Below are 18,913 nucleotides of genomic sequence, written 5' to 3'. Positions count from 1 at the left end.
TCGGTTATGCGTACTCTTCTGGTCTGCGGCCTATCCCTGATTCTCTTCGGCTGCTACGAGGAAAGTACCGGTTGCCTGGATCCGGATGCCGACAACTACGCCTTCATCGCCGACCTAGCCTGCTCCGATTGCTGCAGCTTTCCGGAACTTGCGATACGCAACTTGACGGTGTGGGGGGATTCTACCATCGTCGTGGGGAAAACTTACCGCGACGGGGCCAACAATGAATTTCGAATCGTCCGGTTTCGTTACTACCTGGGCGACCTACGGCTGGAGTCGAGCACGGTGGATCTCGCCGACCCGTCCCGATCCGTCGACCTCCTGGAGATAGTAAACGGAGACACCACCGACGTAACCCTCAACGGCAATTACCTGCTGGCCACCGCCTCCTCGATCACGACCACCACGGTAGGTGCCTTACGCGCCGGAGTAAGTCCGCTCATCGCCCTCAGTGGATCATATGGTCTGCCCGACCGGTTCCGTAATGTAATTCCCGCCAGCGCCCCCTCCGGTGATGCCCTGCGCACCCAACCGGGCCGCCTCAACTACCGCGACGGCCGGGGCTACGTGCAGTCGCGTCTCGAATACACCCTCCCCCCGGCGACGGATACGCTGTCGGTAAGCTCCTACGGAAGCGTGCCGTTCGAGTTGAGCTTTGGCCAGGAGATTCCGCCGGCGCGTGGGTTCGATATCCGGCTCGACCTGCAATCCGACCTGAGCCTACTGCTCGGCACGATCGATCTGAGCGGTGACAGCAGCAGCGTCGCCGATGGATTGAACCAGGCGCCAGACTTCATCCGGGTTGCCGGATTCGTTCAGTAGCGGTACTTTACCCGTATGCGGGCCTCCCTTATTTTCCTGTTGTTTCTGTTGCTCGTCGGCTGTACCGAACCGACGGAGCCCCGGTTCCAGATCGAAGCGTCCTTTTACCTGGTTGAGGGCAAGATCGCCGACGTGGAGGGCAGCAGCGAGGTGAACGTTCGCCGGTCCGACTTCGGCAGCCTGCAACTGGAGTTCGAGAGCGTACCCGATGCGGACGTCGTAGCGGTAAACGGGGCGGGGGCGCGGGTGCAGTGGCAATTGGTGGATAGCGTAGCGGGCAAATACCAACCACCGGCTGACTTTGCCGGGCGTACGGGAGAAGCGTGGTTCCTGGAAGTAAATACGGCGGACGGCACCAGTATCTATTCCGACCCCGAGACCGTACCGCCACCGGTGGCCCTTACGGATTTCGAGATTGTTTTCGATCAGGAAGCGAGCTACGATGTTGGCCGCGAGCGCTTCATTCCCGCCTTCAAGCTGCTGGTCGACTTTCAGGACCCCGCCGACCGTACGGACTATTATCAGTGGGACTATGCCTACTGGGAAAAAATCGATGTGTGCGCCTCCTGCTACGGCGGACAGGTCTGGCGGGAAGGATCGTGCCGAGAGGTAGGCAGTGGTTCCCGCTACGTGCAACGGTACGATTACTACTGCGACGCGCTCGGGGGGTGCTACCGCCAGACCGTCGGCAACGAATTTCAGTACGGGCAGGACGAGTTTTTTGCCGGACAAGCGGTAGTGGATCGCCCTATCGGTCAGATTGAATTTATCGACTACGGCGGACTGCTTGTTGAGGCCGTCCAGTACACCATCACACAGGAAGCATACGCCTACGGGAAGGTTATTTCCGACCTGCTCACGGGTAGTAGCGGTCTCAATGCCACCATCCCCGCAACCCTCGACGGAAACGTGCGCAATGCCGACCCGGAGGGAGTACAGGTGCTCGGATACGTCGGCACCGCCGGTGTTTCAAGCATGCGTCGGTTCATTACCCGTAGCGAAACGACCGGTACCCCACTTCCGGCCGACCGGCAGATCCGACCGGAACCCAGTGTCGGTGCCTTTATTCCTCCGCGCGCTTACTGCAGCGGAGACGGGAAGACTCCGGAAAAACCAAGGGGCTGGCCCGAATAATCAATGCCCGTATGAAGGTCTTCCTGCTCCTTTTGTTGTCCGCCGGGCTGATGTCACAGACTTACCTAGTTCAGCTCACGGTAGTGGACGTGGCCGACGATGCCCCCCTCCCCTTCGTGAGCGTACAACTACACCCCGGGGGCACCAGCGGACAGACCGACGAGGCCGGAAACATTACCCTCCGCGCCCCCCGGGGGAGCTACATTCTGCGGGCCAGTTACACGGGCTACGCCCCCTTCGAACAGGAGATTTTACTGCGCCAAAATATTGAGGCCACCCTGCGACTGGAGACCACCGCAGAGCAGCTGCAAACGGTCACGGTCACCGATCGCGACCTAAGGTCCGAACTGGTGCGGGCCCGCATGGGCGTCGAGCGGCTTTCGGCGGAGCAGTTGCAATCCTTGCCCACCGTACTGGGGGAGCGCGACGTACTCCGTTCGCTGCAACTACTGCCCGGAGTGACCTCCGCCGGCGAGGCCAGCAACGGCATCAGCGTGAGGGGGGGCACCATCGACCAGAACCTGCTGCTGTACGACGGAGCCCCGGTGTTTACGCCTACCCACCTGTTCGGTCTCTTCACCGTCTTTACTCCCGATGCCGTCGGGGGAGTAGACCTGTACCGGGGTAACATTCCGGCGCGCTTCGGAGGCCGGGTGGCTGCGGTACTCGACGTAACTTCTAAAACACCCTCCCCCGAGCGTACGGAAATCCGGGGGGGCATCGGCGTTGTTTCCAGCAATCTAAGTATCGAGACACCATTGGACAAGGCGGGTAAGTTGGCCCTGCTGCTCGCAGCCCGTGGCAGTTACAGCGACTTCGTGTTTCCGGTCATCAAACGGCTGAAGGATACCAAAAGCCGCTTCGCCGATGCCACGCTGAAACTTCGGTACCGGGCGGGGGACAAAAACTTCCTGACCCTAAGCGGATTTTACAGTCAGGACTTTTACGAGATCGGGCTGCTCAACAGCTTCTCCGGGATCTCCGCTACCTCCAACCAGTACGCTTACCTCACGCTCAACGGTGGCCTGGAGTGGCTGCACCTGATGAACGACCGATTTTCGCTGAAGGTGGGTGCTTACCGGGCCAATTTCGATCCGGAACTGCGCTTTCCGCAACCCGCCGGTCCGGTCGTCGGCTTCAGGTCGGGTATCGACTACACGACCCTCAAGTCGCTGCTCACCTTCACCCCGGACCACCACGATGTGCTGGGAGGCATACAGATCGACCGCTTCACCCTGCAACCGGGCGTACTGGACCCGGGGGGAAGTAGCTCTGTGCGCCCCGTTTCCCTTACTCCGGAACAAGTCGTCGAGGCTTCCCTCTTCTTCGAAGACGAATGGCGGCTATCGGATCGCCTCACCCTAAGCGGGGGAGTCCGCGCCGTCCTGTACCGGCAACTCGGGCCCGGTGAACTGCGCCGCTACGCAGCCGATCGACCCGTCACGGTTGGCAGTCTCATCGAAACCATATCCGTCGGGAAGGGTGAGAAGATAGTAGATTACGGTGGGCTCGAGCCCAGGGCGGGCCTCAGTTTACGTATCTCCGAGAGCAGTAGGTTTAAACTGAGCTACGCCCGTTCGCGGCAGTACATGCACAACATTTACAATTCCACCACTCCGGTGCCCACCAGCCGGTGGAAGGTAAGCGACCCGAATGTTGGTCCCCAACGCGCGGATCTATACTCCGCCGGCATCAGTCACCTGACCGCCAGCGGCGCTTACTCCTTTCAGTTGGAGGGCTACTACCGCGCGATCGACGATCTGCTGGAGTACCGGCCGGGTGCCGATTTTTTTCTCAATCCGACGGTGGAAACCGACCTGATCCGGGGCAGGGGAAGGGCTTACGGACTCGAGGTCGCCGCACGGCACCTGACGGGGCGTCTGACCGGAGAAGTCAACTACACCTACGCCCGGGTAGAAAACCGGGTCACGGGAGGCGATTTTAGTACGAGCATCAACCGGGGCGCCTGGTACCCCGGCTACTTCGACCAGCCGCATACCTTCACCGCCAACCTCACCCTCGATGAGGGGAGAACTCACGAACTCGGCTTCAACCTCGTCGTGCAGAGCAACCGGCCCTATACCGTGCCCAACGGCTTCGTCACGATTCGCGATACTCCCGTACCCCTCTTCCTGGAAAGAAACAACGATCGCCTTCCCGTCTATCACCGCCTGGATTTCAGCTGGACGATCCATAATTTTCGGCGGGAGAAACGGAAGTGGACGGGCGACTGGGTCTTCACGGTCTATAATGTGTACGGCCGCGACAACGTCTACAACATTTACTTCCAACCTCGGAATGCCGGCACACCTGCCCTGGGCATTTTCGGAGGAAGTCCGTTTGCGGCGTACCGGCTGTCTATTTTCGGGGCGCCGATTTTGTCGCTTGCCTATAAATTTACGCTCTTACCCAATTAAGCCTGCACCTGCGGCCCCGCCCTATGATCGTTAGCCTGGACGTTTCCCTGTACCCCCTCTCCGCCGACTACGAAGCACCCATCATCGCGTTTATCGAACGGCTGAATACCTTCGAAACGGTGAAGGTTGGAACCAATAATCTCAGCACCCAGGTGAGGGGAGAATACGCCGACGTCATGGCCGCGATTACAGCTGCGATGGAGCCGACGCTGGCCGATCCCACCAAGTGTTCCTTCGTGATCAAGCTGCTGAACGTGGACGTAGAACCCGCTAATACTTGGCGGTGATCCAGCGGCCCATATCGCGGAGGGTAGACTTTTTGCCGTAGTTGAGGATGCCGATCCGGTAGATGCGCGAGGCCATCCAGACCATGGCTGCCGCAAACAAGAACACGGAAACCAGGCTGGCCAGCACCTGCCACAGCGGCGGATCGAAGGCCAGTCTTGCCGGCATCACGATGGGCGCGAAGAGCGGGAAGATCGACGACCAGACCGCCAGGCTCGAATTGGGATTCTGGATGGCCGCCATCATGATGTAAAAGGCCAGAATGACCGGGATTGTAATGGGGATGGTGAGCGACTGACTCTCGCCCATATCGTCGCCCATGGCCGAACCGACCGCCGCAAAAAGGGCCGCGTACATGAAGTAGCCGCCGAGGAAGTACAGGATGAAGCAGGGCAGGATGATCCACCAGTTCAGGTCGGCAAGTCCGCCGGTGAGCTTCTCGACCATCGACTGCATTTCTTCCGGGTTCATATCGGGGGAATTTGGCATCTGACCGGGATCGGCATCCAGCCCGAAGAAAATTCCGACCAGAAAAAGCATTCCCGGAATCATGATCATCCACGCAACGACCTGGGTAAGGCCCACCGCGCCCACGCCGATGATCTTGCCCAGCAGCAGGGTGAAGGGGCGGACCGAGGAGATTACAACTTCTACGATACGGTTGGTCTTTTCCTCCATCACCGAGCGCATTACCATCATGCCGTACACGAAGACCGAGATGTACATCAGAAAGCCCATCACCGAGCCGATGCCGGCACCGATGGCCGAGGCCATGCTGCGGTCGTCGCTCTCTCCGTCCGCCGTGGTGGTCAGGCTCCTTACCGTGATCTTTACGTCGGTGTCGAGGCTGGCCAGGGTGGCCTGATCGATGTTGAGCGCCTCGATCTTGTATTCCCGCAGGGCATCCTCGACTCGGTTCCGGATGCGCGACTGGGCATCAATGCTCAGGGTTTCGTCGCTCAGTAACTGCACACGGTAGTTCCGGCTGCGCGGATTGGTGACCTTAGGAATAACCAGGATGCCGGCATAATCACGGTCTTCGCCCGCATCCTCCCGCAGGTCTTCCAGCGGTTGGTCGACGAACTTAAAGTAAAGGCCGTTCTCATCCGGAATCGAACCCTTGAACAAGTTAGCGTCATCGATCACCGCAATGCGCTGCACATCATCATTGGAATAACTGAATACCGCATTGGCGATCACCACAAACAAGGCAAGCCCGATGGGGGTAAGCAGCGTAGCCAGGATAAAGGAGCGCCGGCGAACGCGGGTGACGTATTCACGGCGGACAACGAGCCAGAGGTTGGACATGGGGGGAGGGTTTTTTAGTACGGTAGTACTGTAGTCAGGTAGTACGATAGTCAGTTACTACCGTACTACCTGACTACAGTACTACCGTACTACTAATCGACTACACTTACGCGTTTAATAAAGATCTCATTAAGGCTGGGCAGGAGCTCCTGAAATCCCTGGATTCGGATGTCGAGGGCGAGCAGGGTGCGCAGGAGATCGTTGCCGTCTTCGCCGGGCTTGAGTTGGATGTCGACGGTGGAAACCGTGGGGTTGAGCAGTTCGTAGCGTTCGCCGAGGGCAGCGGGCAGTGCTTCACCGTGGTAGGCAAGGCGGTAGCGGTTTTCGACAAATTGACGGCGAATGTCGCTCACTTTTCCCTGTAGGATGTTGCGGCCGTGATCGATCAGTACGATGTACTCGCACAATTCTTCCACCTGCTCCATCCGGTGGGTGCTGAAGATCACCGCGGTACCGGAAGCGTGGAGGCGTAAGATCTCGGCCCGCATTCGGTTGGCATTGACGGGATCGAGACCGCTGAACGGCTCATCGAGGATCAATAGCTTGGGATCGTGGATGACGGTAGCGATGAACTGCACCTGTTGCTGCATGCCTTTGCTCAGTTCGTCGACCTTTTTCTTCCACTGTCCTTCGAGCTCGAACTTGCCGAGCCAGTCGCGGGCGCGGGATTCTGCTTCGGCGGCGCTGAGGCCCTTTAGCTGGGCCAGGTAAAGCAGTTGTTCCCCTACGTACATCTGTTTGTACAGCCCACGCTCCTCCGGCAGGTAGCCGATTTGGGTGGGATGGTAGCCGTTGAGGTGAGTACCCTGGAAGAGGATTTCGCCGCTGTCGGGGACCGTGATGGTCGTGATCATCCGGATCAGGCTGGTCTTGCCGGCGCCGTTGGGACCGAGGAGGCCGAGGATGGCGTCGGGGGGCATGGCGAAGGTCACATCATCCACGGCGATCTTTTCTCCGTAAGCCTTACTTACGTTGCGTACCTCGATGACCGGAGCGGTGGAAATGGCGGCGGCGGTGGTATCTGCGGTTAAAATCATGAGTGGTATAGTAGTGAGTCGGCGGCTAAGATTAACAAAAAGCCGGGGATGGCTTAAAGATACGGACCAAAGAGAGCTAGCGATAGACGTATCATTGTGTTATGCCCACCGACCCGCACTTCATCGTGAACCCTGCCGCCGCCGGCGGACGGGCGCTGCGCTGGTGGAAGTATGCCCTGCCCGTACTGCAAAAACGATTCGGCCGAATAAGTTTTGCCGTTAGCAATGAGCGGCAATCCCTGGCCGAACTGACTGCCGCGGCAGTGACCGCAGGTCACGAACGACTCGTGGGCGTTGGCGGCGACGGTACCCACCACGACATCATCAACGCACTCGTTCACCAAAATCATACCGACCGCATCACCTACGCCCCGCTTCCCCTCGGTTCCGGGAACGACTGGTGCCGAACGCTGCGGGTGCCCCGCCACCTGATCCGTTGGATGCAGGTATACCAGAAGGGGAAAACCATCAATCACCGCATCGGCAAGCTCACCTTCGGGGCGGGCGCGCAGGTGCAATACTTCATCAACGTAGCCGGCCTGGCCTACGACGCGGAGGTGGTCCGACGTTCGGCAAACCTCGACTGGAAGCACCGCCTGCTCTATCCCCTCCTCACGGCCGCCTACCTGCCGGGCTTTCAACCCCCAAAATTAGCGTTGAAGTACGACAGCCATACCATCGAAGGCCGCTTTCACACCATCAACCTGGGCATTGGCCGGTACAACGGCGGTGGAATGCAACCCGTCCCCCAGGCCGACCCGACGGCCGATATTTTGGCACTGACGTATGCCGTGAATACACCCGTAAATCGCATTATCCGTAACAGTTGGCGCCTCTTCACTCCTACCATCGGCGAGATGGAAGGGGTTACTACCACCCACGCCAGGGAAGTTACCGTCACCGGACCCACCGGTCTGGAAGCGGACGGCGAGTTCCTCGGTACCGGACCGGTCCGTGCGGAACTGATCGAGCAGCGGCTGCGGGTAGTGTGCGGATGGCCCGCTTAGGTTGTCTGTAATCCGCCGCCCGTAACTGCCGGTGACCCCACTTACAGCATCCCGCAAACACCAGAGATGCGGGCCGTATTCTAGAATTTTCCGATACGTGGGGACGCCCTTTCATTACGTAAGTTGGCCATAAATTATCGGGCGTAAGGCTACTTTGGGAGGGGGTCAATTCATTAGTATTGGTGATTTGTACATATGCTGATCTGCCTATCTTTGGAACACGTACTATATGGATTGTAGCACAATCGTCGGCTACTGACGGTGACCGCTCCAAGATTCGCCCGGCGGCAGGTTGCCTGGCGGGATCGTTAGGTATCGCCGGAATCGCATCCGGTCGGTATTGCATTTTAAGCACTATGAACACACTGAATTGTTTCCATCCCGCCTTGTATGTTACTGACCTAGTCGCCGGGCTTTAGTACTTGCCCCCGAACATCGCTACCACCGCCAGATCACCTGACCGGCTACCTCCGTCCGGTGCGTTTTACCGGTGGCCTCCCATCCACTACCGAAGGTGCGCCCGTCGAAGTATCGCGTCTGAGAAACCCGGGCCTCCAGGGTAAGCCGCCGAATTCCCTTATACCTAAGCAATACGTAGCTCCGTGCCCCCTCATTGTAGTAGGGCAGTACGAAGGCGTTGTACGTCAGCCCGTTTTCGTATTCGTAGAATCGAACGTCGTAGCCGTCCGTATCGAAAACGGCTACCCGGGCCGAGAAACTGAAGGGACCGAGCGGGCGGTAGTGAAGGTCCTGGTATAGCATAACGCCACGCTGTCGACCCCTCGCCGGATCTTCGGTGTACCCAAGGTCAAGGCGGCTGCGCCATTCCAGTGCGCTGGTGAGTTTGTATCCCGTATGCAGCCGGGCCTGGAATCGCGTACGGTCCACAACGTAATCCAGCCTGGCATCCGGGCCGCCGGCAGCACCCTGTCCCTTGGTCTCGCTACGCACCTCCAGGTAAGCGTCCAATTTGCGTTTGAGGGTGTACGTCGCGCGCAGCCGGTATTCCCGTCCCGTGCTCGGCCCGTCGATATTAAACCGTAGCCAGTCGTGGCGCCAGAGATCGTAGTAGGCGTTGAGTCGCCAGCGGGGCGCGGGGCGCAGCTCAAGACCCAGGTAAATACCTTCCTCGTTGCGTCCGCCATTCGCCTCGCCGAAGGGGCGGGCGCTGAGCGCCCGGTAGTCCCGGTCGTACTTTCGGTACACCACCACGATATCCGCTCGCCGATCGAGCCCGATGTTGATGCCGTGAAGCATTGCTTTTCCGGCACGCACTGCACCCGCGACCTCGCCAAAGAAGGAAAAGTTGCGCAGGCGGTAGCGGTAGTCGAGGCTAAGGTTGTGCAGGTCGGTGCCCGTAAAGTAATACAGATTATACGGCTGTGGCCGGGGCAGCAGCGGCTTGCTCAGGTGTTCGCCGAGGTAGTTAAGTCCGAGCCGAAGCCGGGGGAGGGGGCGCAAGCGGACACTGCCGCCGTAGCTATACTGACGGATTGAGTTGCGGTCGGCCACTTCATTTTCCGTCCGGTGATAGCCACTTAGATTCAGGGAACTCACGCTTGCCGAATCGGGACTCAGGTTAGCCGTGCGCCCGCGCCGACTGGCGAATACGGTCGCTTCGATTTTGTCGGTCAGATTCAGGGTCACTCCCGCGCCGCGCATAAAACTGAACTCGTTCACGCTCGCGTACGGCTGTAGGGTAGGGGAGCCGCGCGCTACGGTGGTCGTCAGGCTGCTTTTGCCGAAGCCGAAACCGGTGTAGAGGATCAATCCCTGCCCGAAACTTACCGTAAAGTCGCCCAGTGCTACGGCCCTCACCCGTCGGTTGAGGTTGCGCAGGAAGAAGTGGGCACTATAAAAGTCGAAGCCCCGCCGCAGGGATTCTCCCGGGTCTTTTTCCGCCACGATCCCTACGCTCAGTTGGTTGCCGTAGCGCTGCCGGTACTTAAGGTAGTTGCGCCAGGGGCCACCCGCGTATTTGGGGTCAGGCCCTTCGTATCCACGCGCGGTTTCCAGCTTGCGGCCGCTGCGGAAATATACCTCCCGGTCAGCCTCGCGGAGCATCCGTGTAAGGGAGACGCTCACGTCATCGAGTCCGTTCCCAACCCGCACGAAGGGCAGCATACGGCGGATGGTCTCCAGATCGAGTCCCGGGATGCTCTGTAGCTCGTAAATGCTGATCAGGCCATCCATCTTTTCGCGGTATGCGAGCAACTGGTCGATCTGAATGGAAGAAAGCAGGTAAGTGGCGCTGAGTTCCTCCGTGGTCGCGCGGTTAAGGTCCAGCGGTCGCTCCCGGTAGGCCTCCAGCAGGCCAAACGCCTCGTTGAAGGTAAACTCACCCCCGTCCTCGGCCTCCTGAGCAACGATGTCCTCGATCAGCTGCTCGGTTTCCGTCTGACCAAACAGGCTACCACTCATAAGCAACCACAACAGGGCGGCGGCGCGCAGGAGCAAGAAAAATCCGGGTGAAGCTAGCTGCCGCACGGAAATTTAAAATTGAAAATTTAAGATTGGAAATTGAAAATTTGACATTGGAAATTTACTCCCACCCCTGCCGAATATTGTCCATTATCCCCTCGATCAGGCGGGTACGGGCTTCCACGCTGGCCCAGGCGACGTGGGGAGTGAGCAGGAGCCGGTGTTGGTCGCGGACGGTGAGGTAGACGTGGTCGTCGGGGAGCGGCTCTTCGGTGAACACGTCGATGGCGGCTCCGGCAATCCGGTCTTCGTTGAGCGCGCGTACCAGGGCTGCCTCGTCGACGATGCCGCCGCGGGCCATATTGACCAGGTAAGCAGACGGTTTCATTTTTTTCAGTTCCGCGTAGCCCAGCAGATTACGGGTATCGTCGGTGAGGGCACAGTGGATGCTGATGACCTCGCAGGTTTCAAGCAGCTCGTCCAGTTCTGCCCTGGGGTAAGGAACATCGTGATCGTGGCCGCGGCTGCTGTAGTAAACGACCTTTGCTCCGTAGGCGGTGGCCAGTTCCGCGACCCGCCGTCCGATCGTACCCATACCGATGATGCCGAAGCGGGCCCCTCCAAGCTCGTAAAAGGGGTGGCGCCAGAAGGTGAAGTCCTTGGCCTTACCGTAATGCCCCTCGTACACCGCGCGGTTGAGGTAGATCAGGTCCATCGCTACGGCGAAAAGGGCGGTCATGGTGAGTTGGGCAACGGAATCGGTGCTGTAGCCGGATACGTTGCGAACGGGGATGTTGCGGGCCTTTGCGGCGTCCTTATCGACGTTGTTGGTGCCGGTGGCCGCTACGCAGATCAGTCGGAGGTCGGGCAACTGCTCGATGCGCTCGGCGGTAAGTTCGATTTTGTTCGTGATCAGCACCTGGGCCCCGGTGGCGTGCTCCATGAATTCGGCGGATGCCGTGCGGGCGTAGGACGTGAACTCCCCCAGTTCGTTGAATTTATCGTAGGTGGGCAGTTTGTCTACGGAGGCGGCATCGAGAAATACTATTTTTGGGGCGGCTGACATACACTTGGGTTTATGCCGGGTAAATTATAAAAGTCAGCCGTAAACAAACCAATCCCCCGGGTCGCTTTAACCGTTATGCGTTACCAACCACTGCTATTTTCCTTTTTCATCGCGTTGTGTTCAGGTCCCCTCTTCACCCAGGAAGCGGAAATCGTGGGGACGGTACTTACCGAAAGCGGGGATACCCTCATCGGTTGTTCCGTCCAGGTCGTCGGATCGGTGATCGGCGACGTGAGCGATGACGATGGACACTATTCCCTCTCGGTGCCCCCCGGCCGCATCCGAATCCTGGCTTCTTACATCGGATACGAGAACTTCGATACCATTCTCCAGATATCGGTCACCGACCGGGAGTTTGAGCTCGACATCGTGATGAGCGAAAATTTTGTCAGTACGGGCGAAGTGATCGTGTACGGTCGCCGCGCGTCCGGTCAGGCCCAGGCGTTGCGGGTGCAGCAGTCGGCCATTGCGGTGCAGACGATCATCCATTCCGAGCTGTTCAACAAGTACCCCGACATCACCCTGGCGGAAACCGTACAGCGCATGCCCGGCGTAACCATCACCCGCAACCGCGGCGAGGGAGATATGGTACAGGTAAGGGGCTTGCCCGAGCAGTACACCGCCATATCACTAAACGGGCAGCGTTTGCCGACCGTACAGCCCGAAGCCGACCGCGCCGGAAGCCTCGATATCATCCAATCTAACCTGGTCGACGAGGTCCGGGTCATCAAGGCACGTAGCGCTGATCTCGATGCCGACGCCATCGGGGGTACCGTTGATTTTCGGATCCGGCAACCGGAGGACCGGTTTGAGGTACTGCTACAGGGCGGTTTGGGCAGCAATTTCGGCTTCGACCAGATACCGGGACAACAATCCGGTATCACCCAGGCCGCCGCAGTGCTTAATTCGGAACTAAGCGATGAGACCATGTACGGACTCCTCGCCGGCAGCTACTTCCGCCACGCCCGCGGCAACCGGACCCAGCGGTACGACTACGGAGATAACGGCGTGACCGGCACCCAGGTCAGTCGGGTGAGGCCCATCGATACCGATCGCATCTCCACCAAGCGCGGCGTCATCGGTGCCGTTGAGCTCCGCCCGAGTATTTACAACCGATTGCGTCTGAGCTACAATTACAGCGCCAACGACGACGACGTCATGGCCCGGGAGGTTAACTTCTTCCGGACTCGCGCACCACTGGAAAATCGCATTACCAGCAAGTGGCGGGAAGAACGTCGCCTCAACATGGTCGCTCTGGAGGTAGAGAACAACTTTAAGAATCTCCTCGTCGACTACGCCCTCAGCTTTGCCAGCACTGCCGAACGACTCATTGACCGACAACGGTCCTACAATAGTCTCGTCTTCGGCCCAACCCGCGATGTAACCGACGCTGAGTTTCTGGCCCTGGTCCCGACCGACACGCGCTTCGAAACACAAGTCCCCCGCCGGTCGACCGAACAGCAGAACCTGGATCTGGAGGAAGACATCGCTATCGGAGGCATCAACTTTACCAAGTACATCGGCAACGGTCGCACGAGTTTCCTCCGTGCCGGTGCCCGTTACCGGATCAAGGAGCGGACGTACCGTGAATTTTATACCCGCGTGGTCGGTCGTCCCGGGCAGGAGGTGGCTCCGGGCGAGTTTGCCGATCTGGACGCCGAGGGTCCCCTGGTCATACGCCCCGACCTGGACGCGGGACCGAACTACTACGCCTCCGAGAAAATTGCCGCGGGCTACCTGATGTATGTCGCAAACTGGACGGCGAAGCTTACCAGTTCCGTTGGCCTCCGCTACGAGTTCACCAACCTGGATTATACCCTATTGCGGGACGGACGAGCGGACAGTACCTCATACAGCAACCTGTTCCCCAGCCTCAACTTTACTTACCGGATCCGTCGCGATCGCCAGTTGCGATTCTCCTACTACGAAGCCATTGCCCGGGTACCATACTCCACCCTGGTACCTACCGAGTCCTTCGCGGAACGGCGGCAGTCGCGGCTCGATGTCTTCTCCATTGGTAATCCGGACGTGGATCCTACCTACAGCCGGAATTTTGACCTGACCTACGAGCGCTACGGGCGCAACGACGGACTGATCAGCGTCAGCGCCTACGCCAAATTCTTGGAGGATCCTACGATCCGGACGGCTGAATTCACCTTCGTGGAAGACCAGCCCTCTCTCGGTTATTCGCTGATGAATACGTCCGATGCGCGCTTACTGGGCCTGGAAGTGGGATTCTACCAGAACCTGGCCTTTCTCAACCCGGGCTGGCGCTACCTGAACCTCAACGGCAACCTCAACTTCAACAACTACAGGCTCCAGGATCAGGACGCCGAGGATGCCACCCTGGCCCAGGCACCCCGCCGGTCGGCCAACCTCAGCGTGGTGTACAGCAACCCCAAGCAACGCCTCAATCTCGTGATCGCCGGCAACTACCGCAGTTCCACCCTCGATCTGCTACAGGACGGCGAGCCCATCTGGATCAACGCCATCATCAGCCTCGATCTGGCTGCGGATTATGAACTCTTCCGGGGCATTTCCGCCTACCTGCGCCTCAATAATGTCACTGATCATCGCGCCGAGCGCTACATCGGCAAACCCGATGAGGATGGCTCCCTGCTTACATCCAAGACCCAGTACGGCGTATGGGGAGTTGCGGGGCTGCGGTGGAGACCCGGAAGTTAGTCGACCGAGTAAAGTCGTCGGCCGACCGAGGCACGAGGCTCGTCCGCCGACTACAGCTTAGGAAGATTCACCATTAACATTTACCGCCTCAACTCGGCGGACGACGTAGCGTCAGCCGACGAGGACGCGGCAAATTTTAAATTCTGGCACTTAAATTGTCAATTGTAAATCCTTTCAGGTAAGTTTGCCCAAAGCCACGACCCCTATGAAGTTCTCCGTTTCCAGTTCCGACCTGCAGAAGAAATTACAGCTTGCGGGTGGAGCAATCGCTTCGAATCCGGTGCTGCCGATTCTGGAAGATTTTCTGTTTACCATCGAGGGGAAGACGCTGCACATTGCGGCCACGGACTTGGAAACCAGCGTAGTAACGAGCCTGGAAGTTAATGCCGACGGCGACGGACAAGTAGCCGTACCCGCCCGCATCCTCATCGATACCCTGAAGGCCCTTCCTCAGCAACCCATCACCTTCGACATCAACGAGGACAACTACGGCATCTCCATCACCAGTGCCTACGGTAAGTACAAGCTGGCCGGTGAGCCCGGTGGCGACTACCCCAATATTCCTACCCCGAGCGAAGCCGATGAGATCAGCGTCACGGCCATGAGCTTGCTGGAGGGAATCAATAAAACCCTGTTCGCCACCTCCACCGACGAACTGCGGCCCGCCATGACCGGCGTCTTCTTCCAGGTCGATTTTTCGAAGCTGACCATGGTCGCTACCGATGCCCACAAACTGGTCAAGTACAGCCTCAGCGACCTGAACGGAGAAATCACGAGCAGCTTCATTATCCCCAAGAAGGCCCTGAACCTGCTAAAGGGTGCGCTGCCCCATTCCGACGTTACGGTGAGCATCAGCTTCGACAAGGCAAATGCCTTTTTTGAGTACGGCGACACCAAGATCGCCTGCCGCCTCATCGATGCGCGCTACCCGGACTACAACGCCGTCATCCCCGTCGACAACCCCAACGTTCTCCTCGTCAACCGCGCCGATTTTCAGAACAGCCTGAAGCGGATCGTCATCTACGCCAACAAGACCACCAACCAGGTGATCCTGAACATTGCCGACGGCAGCCTCACCGTTAGTGCCCAGGACCTCGACTTCAGCAACGAAGCCACCGAACAACTCAGTTGCTCCTACGACGGTACCCCCCTCCAGATCGGCTTCAACGCGAAATTTCTGGTAGAGATGCTCGGCGTACTGGAAGGCGAAGAGGTGCGTCTGGAAATGTCTACCGCAACCCGCGCCGGCATTTTGGTGCCGACGGAGCAGGATGGTGGCGAAGACATCATGATGCTGGTGATGCCGGTAATGCTGAGCAACTAGCCGACTCACTCAACGCTTGTTGCCGGTAGCTGGCGTAGGATAGCGTGGATTTACCACCTCCAGCGGCTCCCGTTCATCCAGCATGTTCAGTACTTCCTCTACCGCTCGCTCGAGCTGAGGATCGCGTCCCTCGCTCAGGGCCTTGGCATCTTGCCGAACGAAGATATCCGGGGCGATACCCGTATTCTCTCCAATGAATTCCTCCCTGACCGGATCAAACACCGCGTTGTCGGGGGCCGTCATCGCACCACCATCGACGAAGCCGTAGTGCACGGAAGACTTGACCAGTCCGCCCCAGGTGGTGGCACCGATAAGCGGACCGACCTCCTGCTGCCTGAACGCCCAGGGGAAGTAGTCACCGCCGGAACCTGCACGCTCATTAATGAGCAGGGCCTTCGGGCCGAGGATGCCGGCGGGTAACTGGAAGGGGATACCGCCGGGTACCTCATTGGTGATGGCGGCCCTCACCGTACGGGTCATGAGGTCTACCATGTAGTCGTCGAGTAGGCCCCCGCCGTTGAAGCGTTCGTCAATAACCGCTCCCTGCTTGTCCTGCTGGGCAAAGTAGTAGCGGTTAAAGTTCACGAAGCCGGCACCGCCGGTGTTGGGGACCCACACGTAGGCCAGTCGACCGCCGGACAGCGAATCGACCTTCCGGCGATTGTCTTCTACCCAGGCGCGCTGGCGCAGCGCATTTTCACTGGCGATCGGCTCCACGATCTCTTCCCGGCTGCCCCTGAAATCGGGAGCGTCGTTAAGGTGAAGCACGGTCTGTCTGCCCACAGTACCATCGAGGAGGGCGTAAGGATCGTCCTGCGCGGTGAGCTCCCGACCGTTGATGCCCACAAGGTAAGTGCCGGTGCGAACCGTGAGCCCCGGTCGGTCGAGGGGGCTGGAAAGGTTGGGATTCCAGCTCTCGGTAGTGTAGATGCGGGCGATCTGCCAGCGACCACGGTCCTGCCGAAGGTCGGCACCCAGCAGCCCGACCCGCGACTTGTCGGTTTCGGGAAGGTCGCCGCCAAAAACAAAGCTGTGCCCCACGGATAGTTCGCCGCCTAGCTGGTCGAGGAGGTAACTGAGATCGTCACGGTGGCGAATGTAGGGGACGAGTGGGGCGTAACGGGTGTAAACGTCGTCCCAGTCGCGGCCGTGCAACTCCGGATCGTAGAAGTAATCACGCTCGTAGCGCCAGGCCTCCTCGAAGATCTGTTTCCATTCGGCCAGGCGATCGAGTTTCATGCTAAGCTGAGGCTTTATGCCCTCGCCGGATTTGCCGTCAGCGGCGTCCGTGCCGGCCAGTGTCCACGTTTCGCCGGTGCGAAAGAGGATCTTTTTACCGTCGGCCGAAACGGCAAAATTCGTGACTCCCGTAGCGAATTCTTTGGCCTCCCGTTTTTCCAGGGTAAATTTTTGCAGGGTAGTTGCGCGGCCGGTGGGGTCCCGTTCGGCCAGAAAGAGAGTGCCGGCCGGACCCGCAGCAATACCGGCGTAGTTCGCACCGGAAACCGGAAGCGCGACGGTGCGCCGGTTAACGCGGTCGAAATCGATGCGAACCGCAGGCGGCCCATCCTTCTCGTCGTCCTTTGCGGTGTCGGACATCGCTTCCCCGTTGGTTGCTTCCGAAGCACTTGCGGGGGGCGTAGCGGAGGTGTCCTGGGTCATCTCCTCATCGCTTTCGGGAAGGAAAGGGGAATCGAGGTCGGCGGGTAGTACGATTACGTACGCCTTGTATTCGGGGTCGGCCTGCATGGAGCTTGTGTTGGCCCAGCCGGCCCCGAGGGCCAGGTCGGTGCTCGCCAGGAGATACAGGTGCTTTCCGTCCCTGTCCCAGGTTGGGGCGAACGAGTCGGCGAAATTATCGGTGAGGGGGTGCACCTGTTCGTCCTCACTATCCCACACCATGATCTGCCGGAAGCGGTTGCTGCCCGATTTGATGTAGGCCAGGTAGCGGGAATCGGGCGACCAGGCGGGCTCGGTACGGCCGCGGTCGATGTTCATACCGCCGGTGTCGACGGTCCGAATGCGTTTGGTGGCAAGATCGATGACGCGGATGCGCACGTCGTCGTCTACGAAGGCGATGGACTTTCCGTCGGGTGACCAGGCCGGGTTCCACGCCATTTTAGATTCGCCGATGGGAACGATCGTCGGTTCGCCGAGGCCGTCCTGGTCCGCCAGGTATAGTCGGTACTGCTCACCGTCGCCGTCGGAGAACCAGGCAATTTGATCACCCTTCGGCGACCAAATCGGCGCGCGGTCGGCCACGGAGGAACTGCGCGTGAGGTTACGGGAATTGCCCTTGTCCGTCGGCACGGTAAAGATTTCCCCCCGCGCTTCCATCAGCGCCCGCTTACCGGTAGGGGAGAGGGACACGGAGGCGGCCTGCTTGCTCACATCCTCCCATCCCGCCTCGGCCCAGGGGAAATCGCCGTTTACTTCCACGGTAAGTTGGCGCAGGGTTCCGGACTGCGGGTCGAGCAGGTGCAGCAAGCCTTCGCGCTCGACGATTAGTCCGTTCTGCCCCCCGGCCAGCCACTTGATGTCGGAACCCGCCAAGTTGGTAACCTGCCGAAGATTGCCGTCGGCAATACGGTAGGCCCAGACGTTCATTGTCCAGTCGCGATCGGAGAGGAAGTAGATCTCGTCCCCGACCCAGGTGGGGTGGGTATCGGTGGTTTTTTCGTTGGGGATGAGCGTCTCCTCCTGAGTTTCCAGGTCGAGCACCACGAGCGGGGTGTTTTGCCCTCCCCGGTAGTTTCTCCACTCGCTGTCCCAGCGACTCATCCGGTCCAGAGCCAGTCGGGTACCGTCGGACGAATAGCTTCCATCGTAGCCCCACTGATGATTGACGAGGGCGGCGGGGCCACCGGCAAGGGCTACCGTCCAGAGCCGGTTGAAGGGTACGGGGGCGGTTTCCCGCGTGGAGGCAAACAGGATTCGCTGCCCGTCCGTTGTCCACCCCCGGACCCGCGCATCGCTGGGATGCCAGGTAAGCTGGGTGGGAATGCCCCCCTCTACGGGAACCACGAAAACGTTGTCGCCCGCATTTCTCGACGAGGTAAAGGCCAGCCACCGGCCGTCTGGGCTGAAGTGGGGGTTTGATTCCACCGCCGGAGTGCTCGTGATCCGACGCACGTTTCCACCGTCCCGGCCGGCGGTCCAGACATCCGCACCGTAGGTAAAGGTGATGCGTTCGCCGTTTATGTCGGGCTGTCGGAGCAGCCGAGTGCCCTGGGTGGCCAGGGCAAAGGAACAGCAAAGCAATAGAAGAAAAATCAGGCGGGAACGCAGGAGCATGGCAAGTAAATTAAAGCGATGAAGATAGGTAGTCCGGACAGGATGGCTCCCCGCATTCACCTTGCTCCTGCGTCCCCGCATAAACTACTCGCCTTCTGGGCGGTTTGCAAAGA

General features: G+C 59.4%; 12 protein-coding genes. 7 read left to right on the top strand and 5 right to left on the bottom strand.

What is annotated here, in order from left to right; all coding sequences use genetic code 11:
• Positions 1-6: 6 nt before the first annotated feature.
• The 4 genes from GGR28_RS09350 to GGR28_RS09335 are packed head-to-tail and all read left to right on the top strand — an operon-like array spanning position 7 to position 4,660.
• Positions 7-822 carry a hypothetical protein gene (locus tag GGR28_RS09350; RefSeq protein WP_183495520.1) on the top strand — a complete coding sequence of 272 codons (816 nt, stop codon included), beginning with the start codon at positions 7-9 and terminating at the stop codon, positions 820-822.
• Between the two features lie 15 nt (positions 823-837).
• Entirely contained in the window at positions 838-1,956 is a 1,119-nt protein-coding gene (locus GGR28_RS09345) for a DUF4249 family protein (protein WP_183495519.1), read from the top strand.
• 11 nt (positions 1,957-1,967) lie between these two features.
• Positions 1,968-4,373 (top strand): TonB-dependent receptor, encoded by a 2,406-nt coding sequence (locus GGR28_RS09340; RefSeq protein ID WP_183495518.1) that lies wholly within the window; start codon positions 1,968-1,970, stop codon positions 4,371-4,373.
• Between the two features lie 23 nt (positions 4,374-4,396).
• Complete coding sequence (locus tag GGR28_RS09335) at positions 4,397-4,660, top strand: YkoF family thiamine/hydroxymethylpyrimidine-binding protein (RefSeq protein ID WP_183495517.1); 264 nt, start codon at positions 4,397-4,399, stop codon at positions 4,658-4,660.
• On the opposite strand, the gene GGR28_RS09330 is transcribed toward GGR28_RS09335, so the two are convergent.
• Positions 4,644-5,966 carry an ABC transporter permease gene (locus GGR28_RS09330; RefSeq protein WP_183495516.1) on the bottom strand — a complete coding sequence of 441 codons (1,323 nt, stop codon included), beginning with the start codon at positions 5,964-5,966 and terminating at the stop codon, positions 4,644-4,646. The genes GGR28_RS09335 and GGR28_RS09330 overlap by 17 nt on opposite strands.
• 92 nt (positions 5,967-6,058) lie before the next feature.
• Positions 6,059-7,003, bottom strand: coding sequence for an ABC transporter ATP-binding protein (locus GGR28_RS09325; protein WP_183495515.1), 945 nt, complete (start codon positions 7,001-7,003; stop codon positions 6,059-6,061).
• Between the two features lie 101 nt (positions 7,004-7,104).
• Here GGR28_RS09325 and GGR28_RS09320 point away from each other — a divergent pair, with 101 nt between their 5' ends.
• Complete coding sequence (locus GGR28_RS09320) at positions 7,105-8,010, top strand: diacylglycerol/lipid kinase family protein (protein ID WP_183495514.1); 906 nt, start codon at positions 7,105-7,107, stop codon at positions 8,008-8,010.
• A 438-nt stretch (positions 8,011-8,448) separates the two neighbouring features.
• Here the strand turns inward: GGR28_RS09320 and GGR28_RS09315 are convergent, their stop codons facing one another.
• Together GGR28_RS09315 and GGR28_RS09310 are read right to left on the bottom strand one after the other, a co-directional pair.
• Complete coding sequence (locus tag GGR28_RS09315) at positions 8,449-10,497, bottom strand: ComEA family DNA-binding protein (protein WP_183495513.1); 2,049 nt, start codon at positions 10,495-10,497, stop codon at positions 8,449-8,451.
• A 55-nt stretch (positions 10,498-10,552) separates the two neighbouring features.
• The gene (locus GGR28_RS09310) at positions 10,553-11,497 is read right to left on the bottom strand and encodes a D-2-hydroxyacid dehydrogenase (protein ID WP_183495512.1); all 945 of its coding nucleotides are present in this window, start codon (positions 11,495-11,497) and stop codon (positions 10,553-10,555) included.
• Between the two features lie 75 nt (positions 11,498-11,572).
• On the opposite strand from GGR28_RS09310, the gene GGR28_RS09305 reads away from it, so the two are divergent.
• A complete protein-coding gene (locus GGR28_RS09305; protein ID WP_183495511.1) occupies positions 11,573-14,182 on the top strand; it encodes a TonB-dependent receptor in 2,610 nt (869 codons plus the stop codon).
• Between the two features lie 205 nt (positions 14,183-14,387).
• A complete protein-coding gene (gene dnaN / locus GGR28_RS09300; protein ID WP_183495510.1) occupies positions 14,388-15,506 on the top strand; it encodes a DNA polymerase III subunit beta in 1,119 nt (372 codons plus the stop codon).
• 9 nt (positions 15,507-15,515) lie between these two features.
• On the opposite strand, the gene GGR28_RS09295 is transcribed toward dnaN, so the two are convergent.
• Positions 15,516-18,800 (bottom strand): S41 family peptidase, encoded by a 3,285-nt coding sequence (locus GGR28_RS09295; protein WP_183495509.1) that lies wholly within the window; start codon positions 18,798-18,800, stop codon positions 15,516-15,518.
• Positions 18,801-18,913: the final 113 nt, after the last annotated feature.

The organism is Neolewinella aquimaris, from assembly GCF_014197245.1.
In the GTDB taxonomy this organism is placed as follows: Bacteria; Bacteroidota; Bacteroidia; order Chitinophagales; family Saprospiraceae; genus Neolewinella; species Neolewinella aquimaris.
The sequence above is the reverse complement of the archived record's forward strand: the minus strand, read 5'-3'. Positions and strand labels throughout refer to the sequence as shown.

Bases quoted from the DNA above. Each gene is read 5' to 3' on its own strand.
- GGR28_RS09330 (WP_183495516.1), bottom strand. From the start codon at position 5,966: ATGTCCAACCTCTGGCTCGTTGTCCGCCGTGAATACGTCACCCGCGTT.
- GGR28_RS09320 (WP_183495514.1), top strand. From the start codon at position 7,105: ATGCCCACCGACCCGCACTTCATCGTGAACCCTGCCGCCGCCGGCGGA.
- GGR28_RS09350 (WP_183495520.1), top strand. From the start codon at position 7: ATGCGTACTCTTCTGGTCTGCGGCCTATCCCTGATTCTCTTCGGCTGC.
- GGR28_RS09295 (WP_183495509.1), bottom strand. From the start codon at position 18,800: ATGCTCCTGCGTTCCCGCCTGATTTTTCTTCTATTGCTTTGCTGTTCC.
- GGR28_RS09325 (WP_183495515.1), bottom strand. From the start codon at position 7,003: ATGATTTTAACCGCAGATACCACCGCCGCCGCCATTTCCACCGCTCCG.
- GGR28_RS09345 (WP_183495519.1), top strand. From the start codon at position 838: ATGCGGGCCTCCCTTATTTTCCTGTTGTTTCTGTTGCTCGTCGGCTGT.
- dnaN (WP_183495510.1), top strand. From the start codon at position 14,388: ATGAAGTTCTCCGTTTCCAGTTCCGACCTGCAGAAGAAATTACAGCTT.
- GGR28_RS09310 (WP_183495512.1), bottom strand. From the start codon at position 11,497: ATGTCAGCCGCCCCAAAAATAGTATTTCTCGATGCCGCCTCCGTAGAC.
- GGR28_RS09305 (WP_183495511.1), top strand. From the start codon at position 11,573: ATGCGTTACCAACCACTGCTATTTTCCTTTTTCATCGCGTTGTGTTCA.
- GGR28_RS09340 (WP_183495518.1), top strand. From the start codon at position 1,968: ATGAAGGTCTTCCTGCTCCTTTTGTTGTCCGCCGGGCTGATGTCACAG.
- GGR28_RS09335 (WP_183495517.1), top strand. From the start codon at position 4,397: ATGATCGTTAGCCTGGACGTTTCCCTGTACCCCCTCTCCGCCGACTAC.